This window comes from Burkholderia ubonensis subsp. mesacidophila (assembly GCF_002097715.1).
Lineage (GTDB): Bacteria > Pseudomonadota > Gammaproteobacteria > Burkholderiales > Burkholderiaceae > Burkholderia > Burkholderia mesacidophila.
Map to the genome: position 1 here is coordinate 69,742 of NZ_CP020740.1, position 24,421 is coordinate 94,162.

Sequence of the window (24,421 nt, forward strand, 5' to 3'; positions counted from 1 at the left end):
GGCGACCGTGCGAATTTCTTCGCATGGTCGGACAGGGGCGACTTACTTCGTGCCCGTCTTCAGAGATTGGGCGCTCGTCGGACTAGACCGCGCCTTCATGGGGATGACAACGGCCGATTTCGCGTACTGCCGTTGCGGGGTCGGCGATGCCTGCACAACGGAACGTGCAGATGCGCCTTGGCGGCGATTCGCCTGTTGGGGAGCCTCGTCAACATCGTAACGGTCGCCACTATCGCGCTCGGCAGAGCGCGGTGCACTCTTCGCGCTGTTCTTGAAGTGGTTGAATGTTGCAGCGATCAGGAAGATGAAAACGAGAACTGAGTGCGCGGCGATATATACCGCCAGGCACAGAGCGAGGAGCTTGGCCGGCGATTTGACCGCGCCGCTGATCAGGGACTTCAACATCTTTCTCTCCAGAGAAAATCGAACAAGGGAATGTCCGGACAATGCCCGGTGGTTTCGATGCTCAGAACGAGCAAGGAAATCGGCGCGAAGCACTTTCGTCCGCAACCATGTGGTCAGCGCACGAAACAGCTCAGGGCCGATCGAAAGGAAGGTGCGGGCAGGCCGCGAGGTGGCAGAGCCAGTTGGCTCAGGAATGTCGATGCGTCAGGAACGCGTGATAGAGGTAGAGTAAGCCGCGCCGAAGCGCGGTCCGCGTGGAATGCTCGCCAATCGGGTACAGCTTTGGCCCCATCGCTCGAACGCAACCGGTTGAGGGACTAAACCGAGAATGCTCCAGAAAATCGTATAGCTTTCTCCGAAACTTGACTTCGAAAATTCGGCGGCAAACTGGACGCGTCACTTCAACAAACGAGGCGCATCCACATGGTCTTGACGATCATTCTTCTTTGCGGTGCTTGGGCACTGTACAAGCAGTACGCGAAACCCCACCCGCGTCGCATATCGACGCCAGCGGTAACACGGAGTCAAGCATCGGGCAACGAAGGCGAGGCGCGCGTGAACGACGAACTGCGCCGCATTCTGTCCCAGCTCTGCGGTAGCGACTTCTATGTGCATCCCACGGCGCTGTTGTTGCTTCACGCGCCGGGCACCGAGTTTCCGACCGCCGAGGTCGATCACCTCGTCGTCACGCCGTTCGGCATCTTCGTGATCGAGACCAAGAACTGGGCCGGCTCGATCCTGCCCGGCCGGACCCCCGATCTCCTTGTTTGCCACCTGCCCGGCGGCAAGGTGGAGGAGCGCCGCTCGCCGATCAGCCAGAACCGCGCGAAGGTCGCCTTCCTGCGTGGCACGCTCCCGGCTACGTGGGACGTACAAGGCCTCGGCGTCTTTGCTCACGACGCATGTACCCTTTCCGCTGACCTGCCCCTCGCCCTGGTCACCCTCCGCGACCTCGGCTACTGGTTGCGAACCCAACGGGATCGGCATGCGAAATCCGGGAATCCGAGCATCAACGTCCCGGCAGCCTGGGGTGTCGTGCGTCGTCTCAGCGTGGACGACCCAACCGGATCGGCGCTATCCGCACACCGCCATAAAGTTGCGGGAAATTCAACCGTAAACATATGACCGGCAGTTTACCTTTTCTTACAATCTGTAACATTTAGTTTCAGATTGACGGCGGGCGTCATTCCGCGAAAGGCACATTGTTTCGTGCAGCTTTCGGCCCCTGATTCGAAAAAGCGCCGCGTAAGCTGGTGCACACCCCCCCAAGTCTCGCTTCCGTCGGACGGCCCCGCCCAACCCGACTTGCTGCCTAACCCGTGCCAGGGAAGGCCCCTTTTACTGGAGAGCGCTTTGTCCAAGAAAACGTCGAAGTCTGTAGACGACGAAACCTTCAACCCCACCGTCCCCGACAATCCCGCGTCAGATATCGACGAACTCGACCTGCCGGCCACGTTTGCGCACGTCCCCGACAAGCTCGAACTCAGTGCCACTGCGCGCGAGGTGTTCGCCGATCTGCCCGAAAACCTGGTTCGGATCATCATCCATGAGAGCGAGGAGGTCGCGCATTCGACTCGCAAGATCCTGCAGGAACATATGCGGATTGGCGGCAACTTTGCGCACATCCATGCCTCCGTGATCGGGCATTTCGTCAGTACGCAAGGGGATAGTCGGAAGGTCCGGAACCACGCCGCCGAGCTCGTCTACGCCTTTCTCACCAAGCTCTTCCGCAAATCGAAGTCATCGGTCAGCTTGTACATCCGGTGCTACAACAAATTCTCGAACAATATTGGCGCGGTCGAAATGCTGACGATCAGCGACATGTCTCTGCTCGTCCACAACCACATCAGCGATGAAGTTGTCGAGAAGGTGATCGAGGCAAAGCGCGAGAACCCCGACCTCAGCAAGAGCGAAGTCACACGCCTCATCGCGTCACTGAAGGATCAGATCGCGGGAAAGGACAACAGCATCGAGGAGGCGACCTCCCAGTTGACCGCCACCGTCGGACGGCTGGACGACGCACAAAGGGAGATCGACCGCCTTTCCGCCGAACTTTCAAACGTGCGACAGGAACAAGCCCGAGAGAAAGTGAAGGCGCAGGAAACTCAGGTCTCACTCGCCTCGACCGGCAAGCAGGTGAGCACACTGCAGCACACGATCGCGAACAGGGAACGCGAAGTCGAGCAGCTCACCGCCGAAATCGTCAAGCTGAAAGCGAACCCGTTGAAGACCGAAGTCCCGGTGCCGACGCTGCCGGAGTCCTACACGACCCTGCAGGAAGCGATGTCGGCAAAGCTCGCCGAGTTCGATGCAGCCAGCGCCCAGCTTGAGCAGGCTCAAGCACAACTTTCAGAGCTTGAGGCCCGCGTGCAGGAGCACCGTGCGTCGATCGAAGCGAGCGAGGTGCTCGAAAAGAAAATCCGCGGGCTGATCGACACCTTCAGCTCGTTCGTCCAGGACTACCACAGCGCGCAGTTGCTCGCGACCGCTGACGGAAATCCGGCCCGCTTCAAACCGCTGTTTCAGGCATTCAGCGACCTGATCGGCAAGTTCCATGGCGAGGTGGCGGCGGCCTTAAGGGCCTGAATTTGGCGGGCCGAGCAACATTGTTGTGCAGTAGAAGAGAGATAGAAAAATGGACAAGAAAAACTCGCGCGAGACCTACCGGTCGATCGAGCGACTATACGTACCACACTGGCTAACCGAGCGCATCCAGGTGACAAACTTCGACCTCGTCGACCAGATGAAATGGCTGCTTGAGATGGATGGCGCCTTCAACGACATTCTGGCCGTCGAGCGCAAAGAGATCGACCACGTCAAGCACAACGAGGCGTCGTTGCGAAACCTCTTGCGCACGCCATTTTTAATGGTCGCTCCAACCCTCGAGTCGGTGGAGGACTGGCGCTGCTTCGTCGACGATACCCCCACAACCGTCGCGGTCGATCAGCTGTTTCGCAAACTTCCCCCGCTGGACGCGCTCGCGAAGTTCTCGGTTGAGCACCACAACCGCGTCTTCCTCGATCTGGTCACGAGCGTCATTCACCTGAGCGTGCTTGCTGCCCCGCTCCTCGGGATCACGACCGAGGTAGCCGCCTACCTTGCGTCGGTACCGACCTACAGACTGAGAATTGCTCTCGGTCGAATGAACGGTCTGCCGCTGTTCCGGTGGCGCTTCAACTCGACGACGTTTTGGTACCAGTTCACCGCCAGCGATTTGAGCGACGAGATGGTCGCGCACCAGATCATGGCGACCTCGCCAATCCGAATGAACAGCGCACCCGGCAAGGCCGGTTGGAGCGAACTGCGCCTGCCGCGCGACAAGAACGAGACGTACGCCCACGCCCTGATGGCATATGGCTGCCGCGCATCGACGGCCGCCAGCCTGTTCCGGCTGAATCAGAACGCGATGCGCCAGCGGTATGTCGAGATGCACGGCACCAGCTCGCCGTGCGGCAACACGCCGAACTCGCTCAACTGGTTCGTCGAGACGCCGACCAATCGCCTCCACGGAACGATCTTCACGTGGCTCTACCGCGCCGCGCTGGCGTCCGGCGCCAACGCACCGCAAGCCCTGATCGCCACCAACGACGTCTACCAGCAGATCTTCGGCGGCCAGCACTCGATCTCCGTCGACCGCGGCTGCAACCTGACTCGCGCGATGGCAGCAGACAACCGACTCACAATTGCACCGTGCCGGACCTGCCGAACTGAATACATCGTCAGCAATAACGAGACGAAAATCGAGATGCACCATAGCTTCGACTGTCCGGCCTGCACGGGGCAGCTTGGCGCGAAACGCCGCGGCGGCAAAGCGAGGGCGCGCAATGAGGAACAGTAACGATCGCCCCGACTCCGATGCCCTCCCCGACCTGCCGGCGAGCCTGATCGTGATCAACGGCGATCGCAGGCCGCAGTTCGCGTGGTACGACGCCGAGACTGAGCAGTACTACTCGGAGGCCGACGGGCAAGTCATCGTCGACGTCCGAGCGGCGATGCCGTGGGCGGCGGTCTACGTTCACTAGGCGCCCTATGGACGACCTCGCCTACCTCGTCGCCGAAAGCAATGCCGCCTGGCTCGACGGCCGTGGCGACGGCCGATTCGAGCGATACGAACGGTTCTACCAGTCGCAGCGCGAAACGCAGGCCGAGTCGTTCGAGCTCGAGCAGATCAACGAAGCCTACCCCGCGTGGGCTGGCAGTCAGCCGCCACCGATGCTCGGACTGCTGGTCAGGCCGTGGTTCGGCAAGGTGCTGGTCGCACTCACGTGCATGTACGTCGGTGCGCAAGTCGTCCCTGCCGTGTCTTCGGCGATTCCGTACAAGTCGACCGTGCTGTTGGGCGTGGCTTTCGTCGGGTTGCGGGTATTTCACTGGAAGCGACGACGAGCCAGATGAGCGCCAAAACTTGATTCCCGCCCTATGGCGGGATTTTTTGCCAGAACCCCATTAAGTCTGATGAAATCGGGCCGTAATTTAGAATTGGCGGTTTTTTGGCTCGCCCAAGCCATTTTGAAAAGTGGGCCGTCGGCCACGCGAACTTGACTTCGCCGCCGCGTCCGTAGGATGGAATCAAGGGTTCGCAAGGTGCGCACCCGACAACAAAATGAGGACCAACAATGAAGAAGATCACGACCATCAGCCTTTCTGCCCTTTCGGTAGCGACGGTTCTGGCGCTCGCAGCATGCGGCGGAGGCGGTGGTGACGGTAGTGGCAGTTCCAACGGTGCGCCGAGCAGCAATTCTGGCTCCTCGGGCGGGAACTCCGGATCGTCCGGCGGCGGCTCGACGCCGCCTGCCGTGCCCGGTACGGTCGGTAGCCCTCAATACAGCACACAGAGCGCGCAACTTGCCGCATTCAATTTGCTGAACCAGTACCGTCAACAGTGCGGCTTCCCTGCCCTCAAGCAGAACACCGTGCTCGATCAAGCCGCCCAGAATCACGCAAAATACATTGGGCTCAATGGCGCGGTGACAGATTCGGAGCTGGCCGGAAATCAAGGTTACACGGGAGCCAGCTATGTTGATCGGGCGACCGCGGTGGGTTTTCCGAATGGCCCTATTGGAGTCGGAGCTAGCGGAGCCGGGAACGCCGTATTCACGAGCAACTTCAATGCGGCCCTTGCTGGGCAACAGTTCGTCTATTCGCTGCTAGGTGGCGCATACCACGCCGTCGTTGCTGCATTCCCGGTCGATAACGCGGGTTTCGGCGAGTATGAAACTCAGGCCAGTTCGGGCTCCTACACCTATACGGAATCTTGGCAGTCGATCAGTCTGTACAGCACAAGCGCGCAGACGATTCAAAACGGACCGAAAACGTTCCCATGTGATGGCGTGACCGGTGTCCCGTATCGCGAGGTTGGTGAAATTCCGGCTCCTCCGAACGTATCGTCGTCTGGCTCGGGCACTCCGATCGTCGTGATGGGTAACCTCTCCGACTCAATCACGCTGCAATCCGCATCCATGACTGGACCGTCCGGTGCTGTTGCAATTCAAATTCTCAATGCGAACACCGATCCGAACAAGCTACTCGGCAAGTATCAGGCGATTGCATATCCGACCTCGCCGTTGTCGCCTAATACCACCTACAGCGTATCAGTTACGGGCACGGTGAACGGCACCTCGTTCTCCCGGACCTTCTCGTTCACGACTGGGAATGTCGTCGGCTGACGTGAAGCGTCATTGACCTGCCGAGCAATCCGTTCGGCAGGTCGTTTTCGACATCTCGATATCGTCATAGCCCCCAGGGCGCAGTCGGGAGGCGACTCCATCCGTAACCGATGACATGAAGGTTATTATCGATTACGCATCCAAACTCCACCGGCCAAACTCCTGAATGCCCCATCGCTATAACCGCCCGGGTTCCATTCGGGCTGATGACATCACCGAAAACGTCATCGTGATCAACGAGGGTTGAACCAAGGTCCGTACTCATGGAGACGGATCCCCATGCCCACATATCATTCGAGTACGTGACGAATTTGGAAGGCGTAAAGCTCGGGTACGGCGCAGGATTCGCGAAATACAGCGCCCTGCATTGCGAAAGTGGCGTCGCAGACGGCTGCGGGGTTACATGCGGAGTGCAGGTTGGCTGGGTCCAACTGGAACCGCTCCACGAGGACGGTAAGACCATATCGTAACCACTCGGACAAGCAGGGGGTGCCTGATAATTGCATTGCGGTGCACTCCAACGCGATCCCTGCCAGACTGCCGCTGAAACTGTTGTCCAGCCCGCCCCGGACTGGCACTGCGGCTGGGGAATCGGTGCATTCTGGATCGGTGTCGTGCACGAAGAATCCTGGTACCCGTAAGAGCAACGGACTGGCGCTGCGTCAGCCCGGGCCACTAAGGCCAGCCAAACAGCGAGCGCAAAAAGCACTCGCGGCATAATTGTCATTCTTTCTCTCCGCTAAAACGCGCAGTAGGTCTCGGCGACAGCCGAACCGGCGATACCGCTATCACTTCCATCCGTAATCCATACGGTCCACGGTCCTGATCCAGACGTCGTGACGTTCACCGTCGCGGTTGTGTCGACATAGACGTTCTGCAGGTTCACGACAATTTGCGGGGTTCCACCCGCCGAGCAAGACGGGGCCGGCACCCCCCAACCGTTTTGCACGACATAGTAGTTGTAGCGAAGCGCTGTGCCCCCGATCGGCAACCACACGTGGTCCTGGCAGGACAGCCATTGCCCGCGGCCGTCGGTATTCTGAGCACCATCACCGTTGATTGGGCACCAGGTTCTCGGCACAGCAACGGCTCCCGGCCGCACTACGCCTTCTGAAATCACGTCACCCGAATGCAAGGGCGCGTAAGTCGAGGTCCCGTCCTTGAGTACCTGTAGCGAACCGCTCTGATAGACGTTCGTGTTTCCGGACCCGTCGTTCGCGATCCGAGAAACGTTTCCGTTGGTGCTCGAGAGCAGTTGCGCACCCTGTACGTTGCCGGTCGCCGTCAGGTTCTTCAGGTTGTTGATGCTGACGCCGTTGGCGTTCTGGTCGCCCGTCCAGGTCAGCGAACCGTCGCGCCGGATATAGACGGAATTGCCGTCCGTCGTTGGCCCGTTCGTCGCCATCACGACCGCTGCCGGCGCGCCGGGTACGGGATTGGCCGCGTTCCACGCGCCGTTTAGCCCGAAAACCGTCGCCGAGTTCTGTGCCTTCGAGAAGCCGAATCCGTTGCCGGCGGCCTGCGCGACGATACCCGCGCCCGCGACATCCGGCTGCCCATCCCTCGTCACCGGCTTCGACGGGTACAGGAGATAGCTGACACGACATCCGCTCGCACTGGTCGAACAGCCAGCCGGCCCGACACTCATTTGGACCGTGTACGTGCCGCCCCAGAACGGACCCGCCGCGTAATTTGCCTTCAGGTAGCCGGAGGACTGCAGTTGTGCCAACGTCGGCGGCGTAACGGCCGTCGGCCCGGGCGCAACCAGTTGAGCGACCAAGTTGCCATAGTTGTCGGTCACCCAGTTCGCCAGGGCAGCATTGATGACCGCTTCGTTCTTCCCTTCGGCAGTCAGCACCTCGCGCCGGCGCTTCGCCACGTCATCCTTGATGCCCTGTAACGTCAAGAAGGCCATGGCGACGAGCACAATCGTCGTTTCGATGATGCTGAGCATCGCCTGTCCTCAATGGTCGTGGGTCGCGTACATCACGACGCTCGCTGTTGCGCCCGCCGACGCGCAGGCGCTGGCTGACGCGCTCGAGCTGTACGTCGTACCCGGCCCCGAGATGGTCGTGTTGTTCACCTTGACCATCGTGTAGGCGGACGCGATCGCGTCCGCCGAGAGCGTGCAGACTGTCGAAGGAACCGGATAGGTGACTGCCACGGCGTCGTTAGACGCGGTCACCGTGGCTGCTGCTGCGGTCACGGGGCCACCGAAGAGCCCGGTCAACGCACCGGTCGTGGTACTGAGACGGCGGCCCGCGGAATCGAACGCGTGGTTCTGGGTCAGCGACAGCATGGACACACTGGCGAAATCGACATCGCCCGACGTAGCGTCCTGAATCCCACTGCGGAAATACTGCGCCTCGCTCTTGAACTGGAAAGCGTGGACGCGATCCATGATGTAGCCGCGCCCCATATACGCGACGAGCGTGATCAACGCAGCAGCAGCCATGACGGCTGCGGCCTCGACCAGCGACAGCTCCCCCTTTTGTCGACGGAGCCCTTTCCCGACAAAACGCGGCCGACTCATCGGTTTCTTGCTGGTTTGCTTCATCATTCGACTCCTAGAATTTCTGATTGATAGAGGTAGAGGCACCGTCAAACGCGACAGCACCGGTTGCGAAGTACGACCCCACGCCAAGTGTCAGGAACATCAGCGCCGCCCCCGCGAGGAGCACGTAATGGGTCACTTTCGCGTTGCGCCGAACGGCCTCGACAACGCGGGTCAGCGAGTTCTGCCCGAGATCCTTGATGGACTCGACGAACTGATCGCGCCCGGCGGCGTCGGTCATGATGTCGATCGTGCGTTCCGAGAAGATCCCGGTATCGAGCGCGCGCATCGGTTGGTCTGGGTTCGCCGTCAGTCGCGCGTTCATGCGGTGGAGGTGCCATCGCATCCACGGATCGGCAGATTTCGTCAATTTGTTCAGCGCTGCGCGCAACGGCATGTTTGAATCAAACAATCCCGCCAACGACACAATCAGCAGCGCAGCGCGCAGATCGCGGCGATTGCGCCACATCAGCGGCATCGCGTCGACTCGGTTGCGCAGTTCACCGGTCCATCGTTTGAGCGTGTGAAAGTACGCTGTCACCAACGCCGCAACGATCGAACCCGTCAGCCACCAGTACTCTGCGCAAAACGTGTCGACCGCATAAACGAACTGGCCGAACGCGGACCATTTCTCCAGTGGTTTCACGTCGAGCGTCGCCGGCAGGATCTCGGCGCCGAATAGCACGAGGAAGCCGTACAGATAGACGAGCAGGAAGGCCGGGTAAGCCATCTGCATCGACGTCGTGCCGGACAACACGCCCTTTGCGTGTGCAGCCATCTCCGCAAGCTCGAGGCCCCGTACCGCCGCATCGTCACGCGGCGACTGTCCTGCCAACTCCAGCAGCGTGAACTCGTCATTTGGTACAAACGGTTTGATCGCGACCGCGAAATCGTCCCCGGCACGCATGCGCTGTGCGATCTTCTGGAAAGCTAGCCACGCCATGTTCTTGCGGGAGCGATGCCGCTGCTCCAGCGTCGTCAGTCGCTCGAGTAACGTTTCACTGTTGCGCAGCCCTTTCTTCGCGACGTCGAGGCGGGTCTCGCGATAGAACATTTCGCGCATAGCGCGAAAGCGCCAGGTCGCGACGCGCATGCGTTCGTTTGCCGGCAACATCATGGAGGCTGAGTAAATGAGCGACTTCATCACGACGGCAGCCCCCCACCCGCCTCCGGAAACACGCGATACAGGTCAAACGCGCTCATCGATTCGTCGATGTACCGCGGATCAATAACCCCACACGCAGCCTTGTACAGCGCGTGCTCATAAACCGTCTTGCCTGTCATGTCCGGGTTGCCAAACTCGGACTTGCGGCTCGTCCGCCACACGTGTTCCGCTCCGCGCCAGTCGCGCGCCGCGACGCGATCGAGGAATTCAGGCGTCGGCTGGTACAGTTCCATTGCGAGCGTTTGTCCCTTGATCCCGGCTGCCACCTTGCCCGAACGGGTAAGCAGGCCCGGTCGGCGGCAATGCTGGCACCCCTCTTCGTCGCGGCAAGCCATCTTCGACGTGTCGAGACCGAACTTCTTCTCGAGAGTGGCGAGTTGCTGCGGCGACAACACGTCGCGTGCCGGCCGCTTGCAGTGCGGACACAACTTCGGAATGAGCTTCTGGTTGCCGACGGCGTTCAGAAATTTCCCGGACGCGACTTCGTCCATCGGCAGCTTGAGGCGACCGCCCACCAGCCGCATCACCGCACCGATGATGTTGTCCCCGTGCAGCGTGGCCCGAACCGGGTGACCGGTCAGCGCGAGTTCGGCGACCAGGCCAGCGAGCACCGCATCGCGCACTTCGCCGATCGTCAGGTCGTCGGGGTCCATCCGCATCAGCGTGCGAATCACTTCCACGATCTTCCGGTTTGCGTCTTCCTCGGTCTCCCCGGGCCGCCTCTGGATCGAAATATCAGACAACCACGGCGCGGGTATTTCGGACGGCTCGTTGACTGCAAACTGCTTCTTCCGGTCCCGGTCGGGGAGCAGGTACGACAGTGCGCGCAAGAGCGTCGTCTTGCCGGAACCCGTTTCCCCTGTCAGGAAGGTCGCCCCGCCGCTGACTTTGCCGAGCGTCTCGATGATCGCCAGTTGGCTCGGCTCCAGGCCCATTTCCTCCGGGAGCAGCACCTTGTAGTTCTTGAAGTTGCCGTCGAGCAGTCGCAGCGCGACGTCGAAACCGCCGACGGTTGGCGCACTCTGCCAGCGAATATTTACGATATCCATGTGGGCGACCAGCGGGATCATCGCGGACTGCGGCGCGGTCGGCTGAAACGTCTCGCCCGAGTTGGTATTGCGTTGGACCAGATCCTGATACGCCGCGGATAGCGCGCGGCGCACCAGCGCCTTCGGCATCTTGCGGTACGAATAGAGGTCGCCGTCGACGCGCAGCCGCAGCTCGACCTCGTCCACGTAATCGCGGTACTCCCAGTGCGCGTCGGTGGCGCCGTAGGCATGCGCTGCCTCCAGCACATCGCGAAAGGTGCCGATAGCGCGGGACGATTCGGGAACCACGTTGGCCGCCCGCTGTTTCTCCTTGTCGTAAAGCGCAGCGATGACGTCTTCGTCCGCGACCATTTCTTCGTGAACGGCAATGTCCGCACGCCCGAGATCCTTCAGATATGTGGCGTACAGCTGGCTCTCGTGAAAGCGCTGCGTCGTCACGACGATCGAGATCCCGGCCTGCAGCTCGACGGCGATGAACTCGCGGCGCGCCGCGTCGGTGATTCGAAGCGCGGCATTCGGATCGCGCTGGCACAAGATCCGCTTGAACTGGAGTGCTTCAGCCGAAACCAATTTCGGCAGACCGATGCCGACCTCCATGGCTGGCGGCTCGACGAGATCCGGGCCGACACGGCGAATCGTGGGGGGCTCGTCAGCCTCGGACGTCGGGCACGCCTCAGTCGCGTCGTCTACACGCACGTCGCCCGTCGGCCGCTCTGCCACGGGGTCCATCACCTCATCCGCATCTTCTCGGTTCGTGAGCGTGCGCATATCATCGCCCTCGCCCCTTGATTGCGGTTGGTCGGCACCCGTCACCGGCGTTGCAACGACATCGGCGCTGCCCGGATCAGAAGCCGCATGCGCGTGGCGGTCTTCTCGTACCGGTGCAAACGGCGCATCGTCGACAACGACGACGTCTTCGACGTCCGCCTCCGCCATTCGCAACAGCATACCCATCGTCATCGGCTGACCTTCCATCGCCTGACGCGGGTTCTTCGGCTTGCTGGTCGACCTGAACCGCGGCTCCTGCGGCTCGAACGGCGACGCTGGTTCATCGATATCAGCGGGTGGCTTGCCGACGATCGGCATTGCGCCGGCGGACGGCTCGATAAAGCCGGCCTTCAATGCTTTGAGCCGTCCAAAAAGGCCGCGCTTGGCCTTCTCCGGAACTTCGTGATCTGCGAACATGCTCATTGCGCCCTCCCGATCGGCGTACCGGGCAGCGGCCCTCCTCCCGGCAACGGAGAATTAAGATCGATCAGTGATCGAATCGCGGTCGTCGCTGCGGACGGGACCGGCGCAACACCACGAATCGGCTCCTTTCGGGTGCTGCCGCCTTCGGCGACCGTCACGGTGTAGCCGTCCACATTCTTGACGACCCAGCCATTGAGCAAGGTCGTGCCAACGTGCGCCGGATAGATCGCATCTCGATACGCGTACAGAACGTACGAACCGGTCTCGTCGCGATACGCGCCCAGAAACGACACGGGCTCTGCGCTGGCTCGAGGGGCGCGCGCCGGCTTATCCGCCGGTTTCGGGGTCCCTGGGACGGCAGGGCCGCTTGCCGAAATACCAGGTTGCAGCGTCGTCATGCCGCCAGCGTTTGGTGGGAGTGCCGAAGCGCCCGGTGCGCCTCCGGACAGCTGACGCACGACGTTGGCTCGCGCAATCTGGTCGATATCGTCGATCGACAGGCGAGGCGCTGCCGGGTCCGCGTGGGCGGTCACGGCGACCCCTACACCCGCAACGACGAGTGCGTGCTTAATCGTAAACATAGAATTTGCCTTTCGCGGTGAAATGGACGCCATACGGCGAGTCGCCTGTTTCGCTGTTCGTCGTCGCCCCAACCGCATCGTTGAGACGGAGTTCGACTTTCAGTGATTCGAGCGTCATGTTGGGCGGAAGCTTCGCGAGCAGCGGGGCTTGCCAGCGAAAGCCCTCGATCGCCCAGTCGCCCTGCTTGATCAAGCGGCCGCCGTGACCGCCCTGTCCGCCGGCAGGGGCATCAACAAGGAGCGGGCGGGCTTCGCCGAGCGTTACGGTGTAACCGTATGCGCGGAGATCGAACGGATGCGACGACATGCGCTGCGGCGGCGTTTGCAGCATCTCGATGAAGGCCTGTTCCGACGGCCATTGGGACGACTCCTCGGGCGACAGCATGTGCACCTTGGGAACCGCCGGCCCGCGCGCAGTGGACGTGCGCCCGTCCCGCGAAAACGTCACTGGTCGCATCGCCGGTGTCGCCGCCCCGTCAAAATCCTCGAACGTGCCGCCTTGCCGCCGAAAGGTCATCGTGCAATAGCCAGACGACGGACAATCCGCCTCCCTGAAAATCCACCCTTTGCGCACTGTTTCACTGCCACCCACGGCCACGAGCAAGGCGGGCGCAAGCGCCGATGCACGCGGCAATGCGTGTGAGAACGTGCCGCGTACGGCTTCGGCATAACGCTCGGCGTAAGTCGGCACGTGTGGAGGCGGCGGCGGCGGTGACAAAACGTCCATCAGCTTCAGACCGCCGAAGACGGTTGTGCCCACGATAGCGAGCACCGGAAGCGCCGTCGGAATCGCAACCGGAACCTTCGCGATCCGCCCGGCTTTCCGGTTCGCGAGCAGCTCGCTCGCTTGAAAAGGTTCGTCGACGTCGCTCACCTGGTCGCCGACGCCCAGCGTCGCCAGCGGCAGATTGCTGCGCAGGCATTCCTGTTCAATCTCGAGCCGGCGCGCCTGTGCGGTTTCGGGGGACAACACCTCGTCGCTTCGGACCGCACCGCGCACCACGAACACTGCGTGCACGCGTACGCCGTCCTGCAGCAGCACCAGCGCCGCAGGCCTGGACTTGATTCGATCGTGCAGCGCAATTCGCGCGGCTCCCGAATACAGCCGCGCGCCCTTGACGTCGGCTGGCTCGGGCATGGCGAAGCCGCCGATCAGCTCCGTTCCGACCTTGTACTCGACGAAATGGGTCGCATCAAAAGCGTCGGCGTAGCGGCGCCGGTCGGCGCGCCCGCCCTTGACGGGGTAGGCCCGCCAGTCGAGGCCGAAGACGAGCCGCGCGCGTTTGTCAGTCGGCAGGGGTTCCGTAATGTGCATCATTGCGTCACATCGACGGAACGACCGTCGCCTTCAGCATGATGATCTGGAACGTCTTCGACTTGTTCCAGGCCCCGGTAAACCCGCCGATGCCAGAATTCGTCGTGCTGTCCGCGTGGTCTGTCATCGCTCCATACAGAACGACCGTCTGCCCGTCCGACAACGCGATCGTCTGGTCGTCCTTGGTGCCGATAGTGTGCGCCAGCTGGATCTGTTGCTGCGTCTGGCCGGATCCGACACCAGCGCTCGTGAAGGGCCCGTTCAGCTTCGAGCTATCCGCCCAGTACGCGAGAACGATTTGATTGTGGTCGTTGACCGCCGGCAGTACGTTCACGAAATCACCGGTCGTGATCGTGCCCGGCGTCAGGCCCGGTACGCCACCCGATGTCGAGTTGAGGGTGCCGGCTGACGGCGCCGTCGAGCGCAGGTAGTCGTCGCTCTGGAACGAGGCGACCGACACGGGCAGCCCGTTCAGCGTCATTTTGGTTAACGTATTGTCCTGCACGGTTCGGCCGTACTTGTTGAGCGCATTGACCACTGCGTTTGTACCGGAGAACGGCGCGTCCGGGCGCAACACCGAGACCCCGACGGAGCCGCCGCCCGTCGCGATCGACGTCGGCGACATGAAGCTGATCGCGTAGCGCGCGAGGCCTGCATGCATCGACTGAAACACAACGTCCGCATTCATGCCCGCCTGGCTGCCGTTATTCAGCGCGATCTGGATCGTGCGTACCGTGATCGCGACCTGGCGCGTCGATATGGCGTTCTCGCGCTGCAACAGCTTGCCGATGTTGTCCGCCGCTTCCTTCGTGTCGCGCACCATCACGAGTCGACTCTGCGGGTTCACGCTGACACGACCCATCGGCGAGCGCAGCTTTTCGATTTCCGCGGTAATGGCCGCGATCTGGTCGAAATCGCCCTCCCGCCCTGTCGAGGTCTGCGCAGAGAACGAACCGGTGTTGCCGCCGGACCCGCCGCCCGAGCCGCCGTTGGACTGATTGCCCGTCGACGTGTCCATACCCTTGCTCATCGTCGATTTGATCGACACCTTGCCCGGGATCGCAGCGATCTGGTACATCCGCGTCACAAACCGGGACACGTTGATCGTGCCGCCGTCGAACGACCAGTCGAGACCGAGATCGGACGTCATGCTCTTCATGTAGAGGCCGACCTTGCCGGTAAAGGCTTGGCGGTAGACGGGTTCTTCCGTCTTCGCGCCGCTGCTTTGGGTCTTCCCGTCACCTTGGCCAGGCACGAGCGAGTCACGCGACACGAACACGTCCGGGCTCAGATGCACCGGATAGCCAGTGGCCGTCGAAACCAGCGTCGCGATTTGCTTTATTCCAAGGTTCGCCGGAAGCGTAACGGCCTTCTCGCGGAACACGGCGGGCAGCGTTGCCTCGTACGCAAGTGGGACGAGTCTGTCACCAAGGAAGGCAGTCGGCACGTCCTCGACGAGCGCCATCGACGCCGGGCCCTTCGCCAGTGCGTCGCTGATCACGCGATGCGCGGCATCGTAACTGTCATTCACGTCCTGCTGCGTCACCGCACAGCCGGCGGCCAGCAGAGCGGCCCCGATCGCCACGGCGGATTTCAAAAGGTGCATGCGCATGGTTCTCAGTCCTGGCAGTTGCCCGCGCGCGCGATCACGCGGATGACGTTGTTGGTGTGTCGGCACGCGCGCGTGGGCGTGCGCATGTGGTTCGTGGCCTTCATGACCTGCTCGAGGACAGACGTGAAGTCTCCCGAGAACGCTGCGTTGAACTCGAGCGGCAGGTCGTCATCAATCTTCCAGGCCAGTTGCCAGCCCTGTTGCTGCAGCCAGCGATCGAGCGCATCGCGCAGGTTGACGTCCTGCGGCGTAACCGAAAAGGTCAGCGTGCTGGGAGACCGCGGCGCTCCCGCTCCAGGCAGCACGACCGCGGCAACATCGGTCGCGTTCGACGCCTGACTCGAAAAGGCGTTGGCTGCCGGCGCAGCGACAGCTGGCGTTGCGTCCGGCGAGCCGCTCACTGCCGATGGCTGAGCCGTAGCTTTCGGCGCCGCGGTAAGAAGCTGCCAACCGTCAGGATCAACTGCCGCACGAACATGAACGGCCGTTGCGAAGAGGGACACGGCAGCGAGGACGCGCACCAGCGCGCGGGTTCGGGTGGTGATCTGCATGATTAATGGCCCTGTTGCATAAGGCGGCGATAGATCGCGCTCGCGTAGACGAGCTGCTTTGAAGGGGTGACCGCGTTGTACGCACCGACCGCCTTCCAGTTCGGCCCGAATTGCTTGATGTTCGACGCGAGAATCCACGCGCCGACGTACGCGCTCACGCACCCGTTGAACAGGTTTTCGCGACGGATCCCGTACTGCGCGAGCTTCGGCAGCCAGGACGAATTGATCTGCATCAGGCCGATGTCCTCGCTGCCGTTGGAATTGCGATTGATCGCATCGGGACGCATACCCGATTCGTGCTGGGCGATCGCACGCAGCAGCCGAGGATTCAGCTGGTGGTACATTGCCGCGTCGTCAATGCAGTCGGCGCGACCCGCTATCGCGACGCCGAACAGGGTGCACGTGAGAATCAAATGACGGACGGTCACGGCGCAGACTCTCCTTTCGATTGCGCCACCGCGGAAGACCCTGCCGGACTCGCGGGCGGCACTTCCCGATACGTCACCTCATGGCGGCGCTTGACGTTGATCGTATTGCCGTCGGCCGTCACGATGAACTCATCGCCCGTGCCTTCGAACATGTAGTAGCGGCCCTTCTGCTCGCCCGTGCCCAGGTGACGCGGGTCGGTCACGCTGACCTTCACCACGGATTCGGCGAACTTGAAGAACGTGCGCCCTTCGCGATCGAACACACCTTCGAGACGCACACGGCTCGCCTGGTCGAAGTCGTAGACGGTCTTCGCATCGCGCGTGACCTCGACGCGGTTGGTCGCGTCGGCCACCACGAAGCGCTCCGCCCGATCGATCGTCATGACGCCAGTGGCGTCATCCCAACTGGTGCGCAATATTTTTCCGTCCGGCGTCTTGAACGTTACGGCTTTGGCCGGCTTCGACGTGAAGCGGATCTGCATATGCGTGTCGTCGCCGTCCCGGATCGCCTGCGCACCAAAGCGTTCTGCGAGGCGCGAAGCCGGGGCCGGTTCGGCCGAGACACGCGCGACGATACTGTTCAACCCTGCTTCGTCGGCATCGCGGTTCGACGACGCGTAGTTCAAGGCCGCGGACTTCGGCGGATCGCGATGCAAGCGTATGTGCCGCGAACCGAAATCGACGTCGGCGTACAGCCCGGTTTGCGTCATCAGGCGATCGAGCGCCTGCATCCAGTTCTCGCCATCACGCGTGCCGAACAGCTCTGACGTCGTCAGGTCCACGTCCTTCTGCGCCGACCCGGTCCAGCCCTGCGGGACAAGCGACTTGACGACGTTGCCGACCGGCATCGACGCGTGAAGCGCGCGGACTGGTGCGAGCGCGGTCCGCGTGCCGATCAGCACCAGCCGGTTCGTGAAACCGTCGAATCCGGCCGGCTGATCGTCTTTCATTGCTGGTAGCGCGCCGGTACCACCGATGAACGTGTTCGCTTTCTTCCAGCGGGCCGTGGCCGAATGGGTACCGACCTTGTAGGTGATCGACGCCGGCGTGCCTTCGACGACCACATACGGGCCTTCGGTATGGCCACCTTCGGCGACGATGACCTGGCCCGCGCGCGGCTGGATATAGGTCTTCGCTCCGTCGTTGAAGATGAGCGCCGGCCTTTCGGAGATGCCGCCCAGGATGTCGTAGTCGAAGTCGAACGGATCCGTGTTCGCCGCCGAGGCGGATGCGCATACGATCACCGACGCGGCGCACGCGAGTAACTTAGTCGTGTGCTTCACAGACCTGCCTCGATCAGGGATAGATGTCGGACGAACCGTGCAAGGTACGAGCGACCGGGATTGGGATTCGCGCTGTGGTAATAGGCAATTGCCTTCGCGACCGAGTCAGTCCGAGCGAAGTTCTCGGTAAGGATCGCCTCGGCGACCGCGACGTTCGTTGCGGGCGCGAGCGCGTCCCACGCCGACGCAAAGCGCTTACCGTGGTAGCACCAGTTCACCTGCATGAGGCCGACGTCGAAATTGCAGCGCTCACGCGCGAGCAGCGCCTCGATTGCCTTGTAGGCTTCCTCGCGCGACTTGAAGAAGTAGCCCTGGCCCGCGATATTCAGCGTCCAAGGCCACGCGCGTCCCCGGTAGTTCGATTCGTTCAGCGCGATGCCGGCGAGGATCTTCGGATCGACGTTGGTGTGCAGCAGCTCGAACGGGACAACCGCACGGGAGCACGCCCATCCACCCCGCCGCTCGGCGAGCGCCGCCTGCGCGCCGTCATCCAGCACGAGCGGCCGCAGCCAGCCACGTTCGATGAACAGATCATCCAGCGCGACATCGCGCCCATCGATCGATACGGTGATGCCCGCGTTGCGCGAACTGCGCACTGTCTGTCCGATCAGCGGGGACGCCCATTCGACAAAGGCATCGAGGCCGCAGTAATAGACCGGCTTCCCGGGGAGCATCGCAACCTGGCGCCTCGGTCCGTCTTGAATGACGACGCTCACCGGACTGATCACCCGGGCAATCACGGCCGACTGGGCGTATGCGCTCGCCAACGCCATCGCGGCGACGAATGCCATACGGATGATCATCGCGGCCCCCTGTACGGCTCGAGCACCATGTCACGATTGATCTTGAGCATGAAGTGGCGTTCACCCGGCGCCGACTTGATGGTCGGCGGGATGTTCTTGTAACGGTCGAGTACCGACTGCGCGGTTTGCGCCGCGATCTGACCCGCCGTGCTTCCTACTTGGGTGACGCCAAGCGGGCCCGTCGTCGTGGACTGGTCGCCTTTGCTGAACGCTCTAACCAGAATGGCCGTCAGGAATGAGGTCGAGTAGATCTTCCAGAAATGGTTGTTCACGTGACCACTGAAGCCGGCCGCGCCATCACCGTCCGTTCCTTGTGCGCCATACAACGGCACGTGCTTGCCGTTCGGCAGACGCATTTCTGCACCGGCCACGAGAATCGACTCCTGCCCAGGTTGAATGTCCGAGCTATACGGCGCGACAATCGTGGTTCCCCACGGAATTACCAGACAGCGACCGTCACCGTTGTTCGCGTACACATCGCTCTCGACGGTCAGCGACGCCGTGCCGGGGCGATCCGAGTTGAGCAACTCGCTCGAAAGAACGGGAATCTTTGCAGGCGGCGACAGCGTGCAGCCTTGCGATTGACCAACAAAGCCTGTCCGCGCGAAATCCTTGTCGCCTTCGCTCAGTTGCGCTACGTCGCGCATGAAGGCGTTGTCGCGCTGTTGAGTCGTCGCCGGGCCAGCGACTTGGCTTCCCCTCGAAGCCAATGCCGCCTGCGCCGTCGCGTCTTTCATCGCGGCGTCTTGAGCTGCCGCCTGCTGGAGCAGCATCTGCTGCGGCGAGATGACGCCGTTCGGCAACTGCGGTTGCTGCGGCTGGGCGTCCTTGACCTTCACACCCGGACGGAAGATCGGCGAGGCGTAGATGCTGTCTTCGTCGTTCGCCGCTTTGAGTTCCGCCGTGCCCGCGCTCGGCAAAACGGCGTCGGCCGACAGCGTCGGCTTCTTCGTATTCGCTGCGGCCGCGGCGCTGGCGGCCGCAGCGGCTTCAGCTGCGCGCCGATGTGCCTCGGACTCTTGTTGGTCGATGATCTTGTCGACGTCCGCCTTGTCGGCATTGCTTTTGTCAACCGCTTCGGCCGCGCGTTCGCGTTTCGCCTTCAGCGCCTCCGCCTCTGCTTTGTTGGCTTCGAGGGTCTGCGTGTAGAAGCCCAGCGTGCCGATCGCGATGGCAGCGATCGCGCCAATGGCAATCATGACGTTGCGAGGCACCTTGCCCTTGAGCAAGGTCTTTTCTTGCGGGCTGGTCGGATCGGTCTGCGTTGCCATACCGTCCTCAGAAGCCAAACAGACCGCGACGGCCGCGGGTGATCGTCACTTCCTCGCCCGGTCGCGTGAGCGTCACCTCGTCAGCCAGTCGCTGGATGACGAGGTACGGGCCGCGGCGGATAAAGTTCGGGCTGACGACGTCGCCGCCGTCTTTGATGGTTGGCACAGCGAATGGCGTACGCGGAGGCATCCGAATCCAGATGAACGTGCCGTCGTCGAAGACCGTCTCAGGTTTGAGCGAGTTTGTGCCGGACACGGTGTACTCGAAGTTCAGCTTGTCGGGTGACACGCCGATGGGGCCGGAATCCGAGGGGCCAGCATGGTCAGAATCGCGATCCTCGCCCGCCACGATTTCGCGCGCACGCACCTTCGACATCAATGAATTCGGGTAGTTGAAGCGCACACTCTGATAGAACAGGCCGCCCACGGGCGACGAGACAAGCGTCAGCTCGTATTCGCGCTTATTCGTGCTCAGATGCAGCGTGTTGACGAGGCCTGGCTTGATAGGCTTCACGTACACGTGGTTTGCGCCATCGGTATCGATGGCCCACTGCACCGAGTCGCCCATCGCCGGCTCGCTGATCAGGCTCTCCCCTCGCTCCAACTCGATCGTCGTGAGCTTCAGCGGCGCCGTCATCACGCGGAAGATCTGGTCGCGGCTGTACGGAAACACGGCCATGCGCGCGTCGCCCGGCATCGTGATCGGGTCGGCGCCCGAGTTGTAAGGGTTCACTGGGCTCATCGCGTCACCGATGATGCTGCCGACGTCGAAGTTCGGGATCGGTGCAATCGGACTGGCGGCCGTCTTCGCGGCGAACGCATTGACCGACGCGGCGATCAACGCGAGCGCGCCCCAGGTCGGGAGGGAACGTGGTCGTTTCATGCGCCGGTTTTCTGCAGGGTGAAGAACGGGTAGTAGAGGCCGTACGGATTCGTGCCAAGCACGTCTTCGGCGGTCGGGGGAATGATCTGGTAGCGCATCGTCAACGCGAAGCGGATCTCGACAGGCTTGTCGGTCGGCGATTGCCGCGTCGATGTCGTGAGCTCGACGACAACCGTCGAATCCTCGAGCAGGGATACGTTCGTGACCTTCGTCTCTCGCACCAACTTCGGATTCGTCGTGATCTGGTCGAACGGCTTGTCCTCGCTGATCCACGTTGCGAACTGATTCTTCGCGTTGCCGATCATCTTGGCCTTGACCGCGTTGATGTTTTTGGCGAGGCGGGAGGTCCGGATATCGTCGGTGAGGACCGGCTCGATCGTGAACCAGTGCTCGACGTCCTGTCTGATCGCCGTCCGCTTCGCTTGGTCGTCGGGGTTGTAAGCGGCCAGCTGCTTGACCATCGGATTACCGCCGGCGTCCGACGAAACGCCATACGACTTCACAACGGACGGCGGCGGCTGCCGGGTGTAGACGGCGCCGCCGGCGATGATCGCGAGGATGAAGCAGAAGGTCTTCCAGTGATTGGCTTCGACGCGCAGACGCGTCCCCTGATCGAAGATGATCTTTTCGGGATCTTCGTTCGAGTAGTGGCCGGGCGCCGGCGACAGCGCGACCTGCTTCTTGCTACGGGGAAAGAGTCTGGGGAATCGCATCGCGGAGTTCCAATTGGTACGGATCAATTGGAACAGCGGGGGCGACCGCGGCACTTGGGAAAAGAGCGGTGATTTCAGAGACCTTTTCGCGACCGGTACATGAGCAAGCGCGACGACCGCGAGCACCCAACCGGTTGCATGGGATGAAGGAGAAAGCCACCAAAAATAGGCGAGCTTTCCGGTCTTGCTTTTGCGTCTACAACGATAAAATCGGGACGCCGATCGTTGCACGCGTTGCACGCAGAACGATGACCGTCACGTAAGGACGATCACTGCAAGTTTTTTAAAAAACAATGACTTGCGATCGATCGTCGTTCGAGACATACCGGTGTACCGCCACAACCGGTTGCGCGGCATTTTTCAGAAACCGCAACAATCTGTGGCAAACGACAGTCCGCCTCTATGACCCGTTCCAGTTCGCGCAAAAATCCATCCGTTGAGAATGACGACGCCCCTCAAGACCGCTTGACCGCAATTGCGCAACATGACGATCTCCGCCGGGTCGATACCCCTCCGGTGGTGTTGGGTCGCTTTTATCGTGAGCAGCTAGATCGCAGGCTTTGGCCCAGCCAAGCACAACTGGCCGCAGACCTCGGCGTGTCGAGGGCCATCGTCACACGATCGATCCAAGCATCTCAGCTTCCGTCCGAAGTGATAGCGGCGTTTGGCGGCCCGGATCGTGTCTCATTTCGTGCAGCGGAAATCGTTACGAGATTGGTCCGGGAGCTTGGCAGCGAGGTTGTAGCCCGCAGGGCATTGACGGTACCGGCCGGAACCGCTCCGGGGAACGTGAGATCGATATTGTGTTCAGGCGTTTTTCGAGCTGAGGACGGACTCGCACTGAGGTTATCTCCAGGAGCAAGCGGTCGACACATCCGAATCGACTCCCCGCATATTCAACGCGTGCTCCCTCACCTTTCTGTATTGGAAGACCTAGTCAACGCACTCCTGCCGTCCTTGCTTAGCCGCTGCAGCTAAGCGCGTCGGATAGGGCGGCGGTCCCAAAGAAGGCAACCCGTGCCGGAGCGTTCGGCCAAGAGGTGACAGAAACCGACCCGTCAGCTGTGAGTCACCGGGTCGGTGACATTTTCCGACCGGAGCACGGCGCGAAACTATGACAAATTCCGACCTGCCCGTACGCCCCAAAGGTGACGAATTCCGACCTACTGAGGGACGCAGAACAGTGACAGATTCCGACCCACGACTCAAACACCAGAAAGGTGACTTGTTCCGACCTACCGGATCAAGGGAAAAGTGACGCAATCCGACCCACAGTAACGGCCGAATGGTGACCTATTCCGACCTGCGGGACTACCCGCAAAGGTGACATATTTCGACCTGGCGCTACGACATTTGAATCTGGGTATGACACCGCAGCAACGCGACACACCACCGTGTGCACGAGCGTAACTCCAGAACGGTGACATTTCCCGACCCGGAAACGGGTCTGTTGAGAAGTGACTTTTTCCGACCCGTGGGTGCGCGCTGGGCGAAAGGTGACTTTTTCCGACCCGCTAGGCGCAATCACGCCCCCGCGTGGCTACCAAAGGCTTGAAGCTAGGACGTATTCAGCCTCTTTGCCGGCACCGGGTCGGAAAGTGTCACTTTTCAGGTGAGCTTTCGGGTTAGTCGAGCTTTCGGTCGACTGAAACTGGTTGATCGGGTCGGGAAATGTCACCTTTTAACGGGGAGAACCAGTGCGGAGCACGTGCTAGGGTTGGGTTTTGTTGTTTCAGGACGACATTTCTTAGATGGTCCTTTGTAAGACAGATAGTAGAACCGTTTGTAAACACCTTTGTAAACGGCGGACCGATCCTCGGAATGCCTTGCTAGACATGGGTTTGCGGCAAGTCACAGTCTTTTAACTGTGACTTGATCCGACCCCGGAGTGACTCAATCCGACCCAGAGTGGACACGACCCGGGCTGGACATGACTTTTTCCGACCGTTATCCACAAGGGTGACTTGCGCCTATCCCGTGTCACCTTATAATTGTGACATCCCACCCGGAAGGTCACCTTTGTGAAAAAGAAGGCGAAGCAAGCGAGCAAAGAAGCGCAGGTCGAGATCGTCGAGATCGAAGCACTTCGAATCGAGCCGTCGGATGAGCCGGCGCTTGATACTGACGGCCGGGTAAAGGGAACTGTGGCGATGAGTCGAGCGCTCGTCAATGCACAGCAAGGGCTCACCCTCAATGAAAAGCGCGTGATGATGGCCGCATTGAGGTGCATCGATAGCAAGAAGTCTCCATACCTACATGGTCGAGGTAACGGCTACGTCAGTGTTCGAGTTCGAGCGGACGAGTTTGCCGCGCTTGCGGCCCTTGCGCCCCGATCTGGTGAGAAGCAAGCGACAGCCGCTTACGAAGGGCTGAAGGAAGGGTGCGCGAGCCTGCAAAAGCGGACTCTGACTTACATGGACGGCCCTCGCAAGGTGATTTTGAATTGGGTGTGGAAGGCCGTCTATCACGAAGGTGAGGGTTGGGCAGAAATCTCGTTCTCACCGGACCTAACGCCGCACATATTCATGCTTCAACGTAGGTTCGTGTCCTACCAGCTCGAGTTTGCGCGTGGCCTCCAGTCGCTTTACTCATGGCGGTTACTTGAACTCTTGATGCGCGAGCGCGATCGCGGCCGGTTGCTCATTACCTTGGCGGACTTCCGAACTGTTCTCGAGATCCCGGAAACGTATCGCTTCGCAGACATCAAACGTCGCGTGATCGAAACGGCGGTGAACGAGCTGAACGCCAAGGCGGACCTGGTAATCACATGGACTCCAGTGAAGCTCGGGCGAGCCGTGAACTCATTGGACTTCAAGTTTGACCAGAACCCTCAAAGCCGGTTGGATCTGGGCGAGGTAGCTGAAGTCGCGTAGTCGGACCGCGGAGGCCCACTGCGAGGCCGGCAATTCAGTTGGGGCGCGCGCCTCGTCGCGATCGGCGCGACGAAGGAT

Annotated in this window: 22 protein-coding genes; 7 read left to right on the plus strand and 15 right to left on the minus strand. The window is 61.4% G+C overall.

The window, feature by feature from the left end; all coding sequences use genetic code 11:
- Window positions 1-42 precede the first annotated feature (42 nt).
- Window positions 43-405, minus strand: a complete 363-nt coding sequence (locus tag B7P44_RS35365) for a hypothetical protein (RefSeq protein ID WP_084910864.1) — start codon at window positions 403-405, stop codon at window positions 43-45.
- A gap of 555 nt (window positions 406-960) precedes the next feature.
- Between B7P44_RS35365 and B7P44_RS35370 the strand changes: the two genes are divergently transcribed.
- From B7P44_RS35370 to B7P44_RS35395, 6 genes are all read left to right on the plus strand, one after another.
- A complete protein-coding gene (locus tag B7P44_RS35370) occupies window positions 961-1,530 on the plus strand; it encodes a nuclease-related domain-containing protein (RefSeq protein ID WP_231716889.1) in 570 nt (189 codons plus the stop codon).
- A 228-nt stretch (window positions 1,531-1,758) separates the two neighbouring features.
- Window positions 1,759-2,991, plus strand: coding sequence for a coiled-coil domain-containing protein (locus B7P44_RS35375; protein ID WP_084910868.1), 1,233 nt, complete (start codon window positions 1,759-1,761; stop codon window positions 2,989-2,991).
- 49 nt (window positions 2,992-3,040) lie between these two features.
- Entirely contained in the window at window positions 3,041-4,243 is a 1,203-nt protein-coding gene (locus B7P44_RS35380; protein ID WP_084910870.1) for a FlhC family transcriptional regulator, read from the plus strand.
- Window positions 4,230-4,427, plus strand: coding sequence for a hypothetical protein (locus B7P44_RS35385; RefSeq protein ID WP_084910872.1), 198 nt, complete (start codon window positions 4,230-4,232; stop codon window positions 4,425-4,427). The genes B7P44_RS35380 and B7P44_RS35385 overlap by 14 nt, the downstream gene beginning before the upstream one ends.
- A gap of 7 nt (window positions 4,428-4,434) precedes the next feature.
- Window positions 4,435-4,800, plus strand: a complete 366-nt coding sequence (locus B7P44_RS35390; RefSeq protein ID WP_084910874.1) for a hypothetical protein — start codon at window positions 4,435-4,437, stop codon at window positions 4,798-4,800.
- Window positions 4,801-5,021: 221 nt separating this feature from the next.
- On the plus strand, window positions 5,022-6,071 hold the full coding sequence (locus tag B7P44_RS35395) for a CAP domain-containing protein (RefSeq protein ID WP_084910876.1): 1,050 nt from the start codon (window positions 5,022-5,024) through the stop codon (window positions 6,069-6,071).
- Window positions 6,072-6,810: 739 nt separating this feature from the next.
- Here B7P44_RS35395 and B7P44_RS35405 read toward each other — a convergent pair.
- From B7P44_RS35405 to B7P44_RS35470, 14 genes are all read right to left on the minus strand, one after another.
- A complete protein-coding gene (locus tag B7P44_RS35405) occupies window positions 6,811-8,025 on the minus strand; it encodes a hypothetical protein (RefSeq protein WP_084910880.1) in 1,215 nt (404 codons plus the stop codon).
- 9 nt (window positions 8,026-8,034) lie between these two features.
- Complete coding sequence (locus tag B7P44_RS35410) at window positions 8,035-8,628, minus strand: hypothetical protein (RefSeq protein ID WP_084911023.1); 594 nt, start codon at window positions 8,626-8,628, stop codon at window positions 8,035-8,037.
- Between the two features lie 10 nt (window positions 8,629-8,638).
- Window positions 8,639-9,769, minus strand: a complete 1,131-nt coding sequence (locus tag B7P44_RS35415) for a type II secretion system protein (RefSeq protein WP_407924056.1) — start codon at window positions 9,767-9,769, stop codon at window positions 8,639-8,641.
- Complete coding sequence (locus B7P44_RS35420) at window positions 9,769-12,030, minus strand: ATPase, T2SS/T4P/T4SS family (protein WP_084910884.1); 2,262 nt, start codon at window positions 12,028-12,030, stop codon at window positions 9,769-9,771. Before B7P44_RS35420 ends, B7P44_RS35415 begins: the two co-directional genes overlap by 1 nt.
- Window positions 12,027-12,611, minus strand: coding sequence for a hypothetical protein (locus B7P44_RS35425; protein ID WP_084910886.1), 585 nt, complete (start codon window positions 12,609-12,611; stop codon window positions 12,027-12,029). The genes B7P44_RS35420 and B7P44_RS35425 overlap by 4 nt, the downstream gene beginning before the upstream one ends.
- Window positions 12,598-13,929 carry a type IV pilus inner membrane component PilO gene (locus B7P44_RS35430; RefSeq protein WP_084910889.1) on the minus strand — a complete coding sequence of 444 codons (1,332 nt, stop codon included), beginning with the start codon at window positions 13,927-13,929 and terminating at the stop codon, window positions 12,598-12,600. Before B7P44_RS35430 ends, B7P44_RS35425 begins: the two co-directional genes overlap by 14 nt.
- Before the next feature lie 4 nt (window positions 13,930-13,933).
- A complete protein-coding gene (locus tag B7P44_RS35435) occupies window positions 13,934-15,538 on the minus strand; it encodes a type II secretory pathway protein (protein ID WP_084910891.1) in 1,605 nt (534 codons plus the stop codon).
- A 5-nt stretch (window positions 15,539-15,543) separates the two neighbouring features.
- Complete coding sequence (locus B7P44_RS35440) at window positions 15,544-16,089, minus strand: toxin co-regulated pilus biosynthesis Q family protein (RefSeq protein ID WP_084910893.1); 546 nt, start codon at window positions 16,087-16,089, stop codon at window positions 15,544-15,546.
- 2 nt (window positions 16,090-16,091) lie between these two features.
- Window positions 16,092-16,433 carry a lytic transglycosylase domain-containing protein gene (locus tag B7P44_RS35445; RefSeq protein WP_231716881.1) on the minus strand — a complete coding sequence of 114 codons (342 nt, stop codon included), beginning with the start codon at window positions 16,431-16,433 and terminating at the stop codon, window positions 16,092-16,094.
- 80 nt (window positions 16,434-16,513) lie between these two features.
- Window positions 16,514-17,800, minus strand: coding sequence for a TrbG/VirB9 family P-type conjugative transfer protein (locus B7P44_RS35450; RefSeq protein WP_084910897.1), 1,287 nt, complete (start codon window positions 17,798-17,800; stop codon window positions 16,514-16,516).
- Window positions 17,797-18,603, minus strand: a complete 807-nt coding sequence (locus tag B7P44_RS35455; protein WP_084910899.1) for a transglycosylase SLT domain-containing protein — start codon at window positions 18,601-18,603, stop codon at window positions 17,797-17,799. The genes B7P44_RS35450 and B7P44_RS35455 overlap by 4 nt, the downstream gene beginning before the upstream one ends.
- Complete coding sequence (locus tag B7P44_RS35460; RefSeq protein WP_084910900.1) at window positions 18,600-19,874, minus strand: TraB/TrbI/VirB10 family type IV secretion system protein; 1,275 nt, start codon at window positions 19,872-19,874, stop codon at window positions 18,600-18,602. The genes B7P44_RS35455 and B7P44_RS35460 overlap by 4 nt, the downstream gene beginning before the upstream one ends.
- Window positions 19,875-19,881: 7 nt before the next feature.
- Window positions 19,882-20,757, minus strand: coding sequence for a TrbG/VirB9 family P-type conjugative transfer protein (locus B7P44_RS35465; protein ID WP_084910902.1), 876 nt, complete (start codon window positions 20,755-20,757; stop codon window positions 19,882-19,884).
- A complete protein-coding gene (locus B7P44_RS35470) occupies window positions 20,754-21,470 on the minus strand; it encodes a VirB8 family type IV secretion system protein (protein ID WP_084910904.1) in 717 nt (238 codons plus the stop codon). Before B7P44_RS35470 ends, B7P44_RS35465 begins: the two co-directional genes overlap by 4 nt.
- Window positions 21,471-23,491: 2,021 nt before the next feature.
- Between B7P44_RS35470 and B7P44_RS35480 the strand changes: the two genes are divergently transcribed.
- Window positions 23,492-24,343 (plus strand): replication initiation protein, encoded by an 852-nt coding sequence (locus tag B7P44_RS35480; RefSeq protein ID WP_084910908.1) that lies wholly within the window; start codon window positions 23,492-23,494, stop codon window positions 24,341-24,343.
- The last annotated feature ends 78 nt before the right edge of the window (window positions 24,344-24,421 follow it).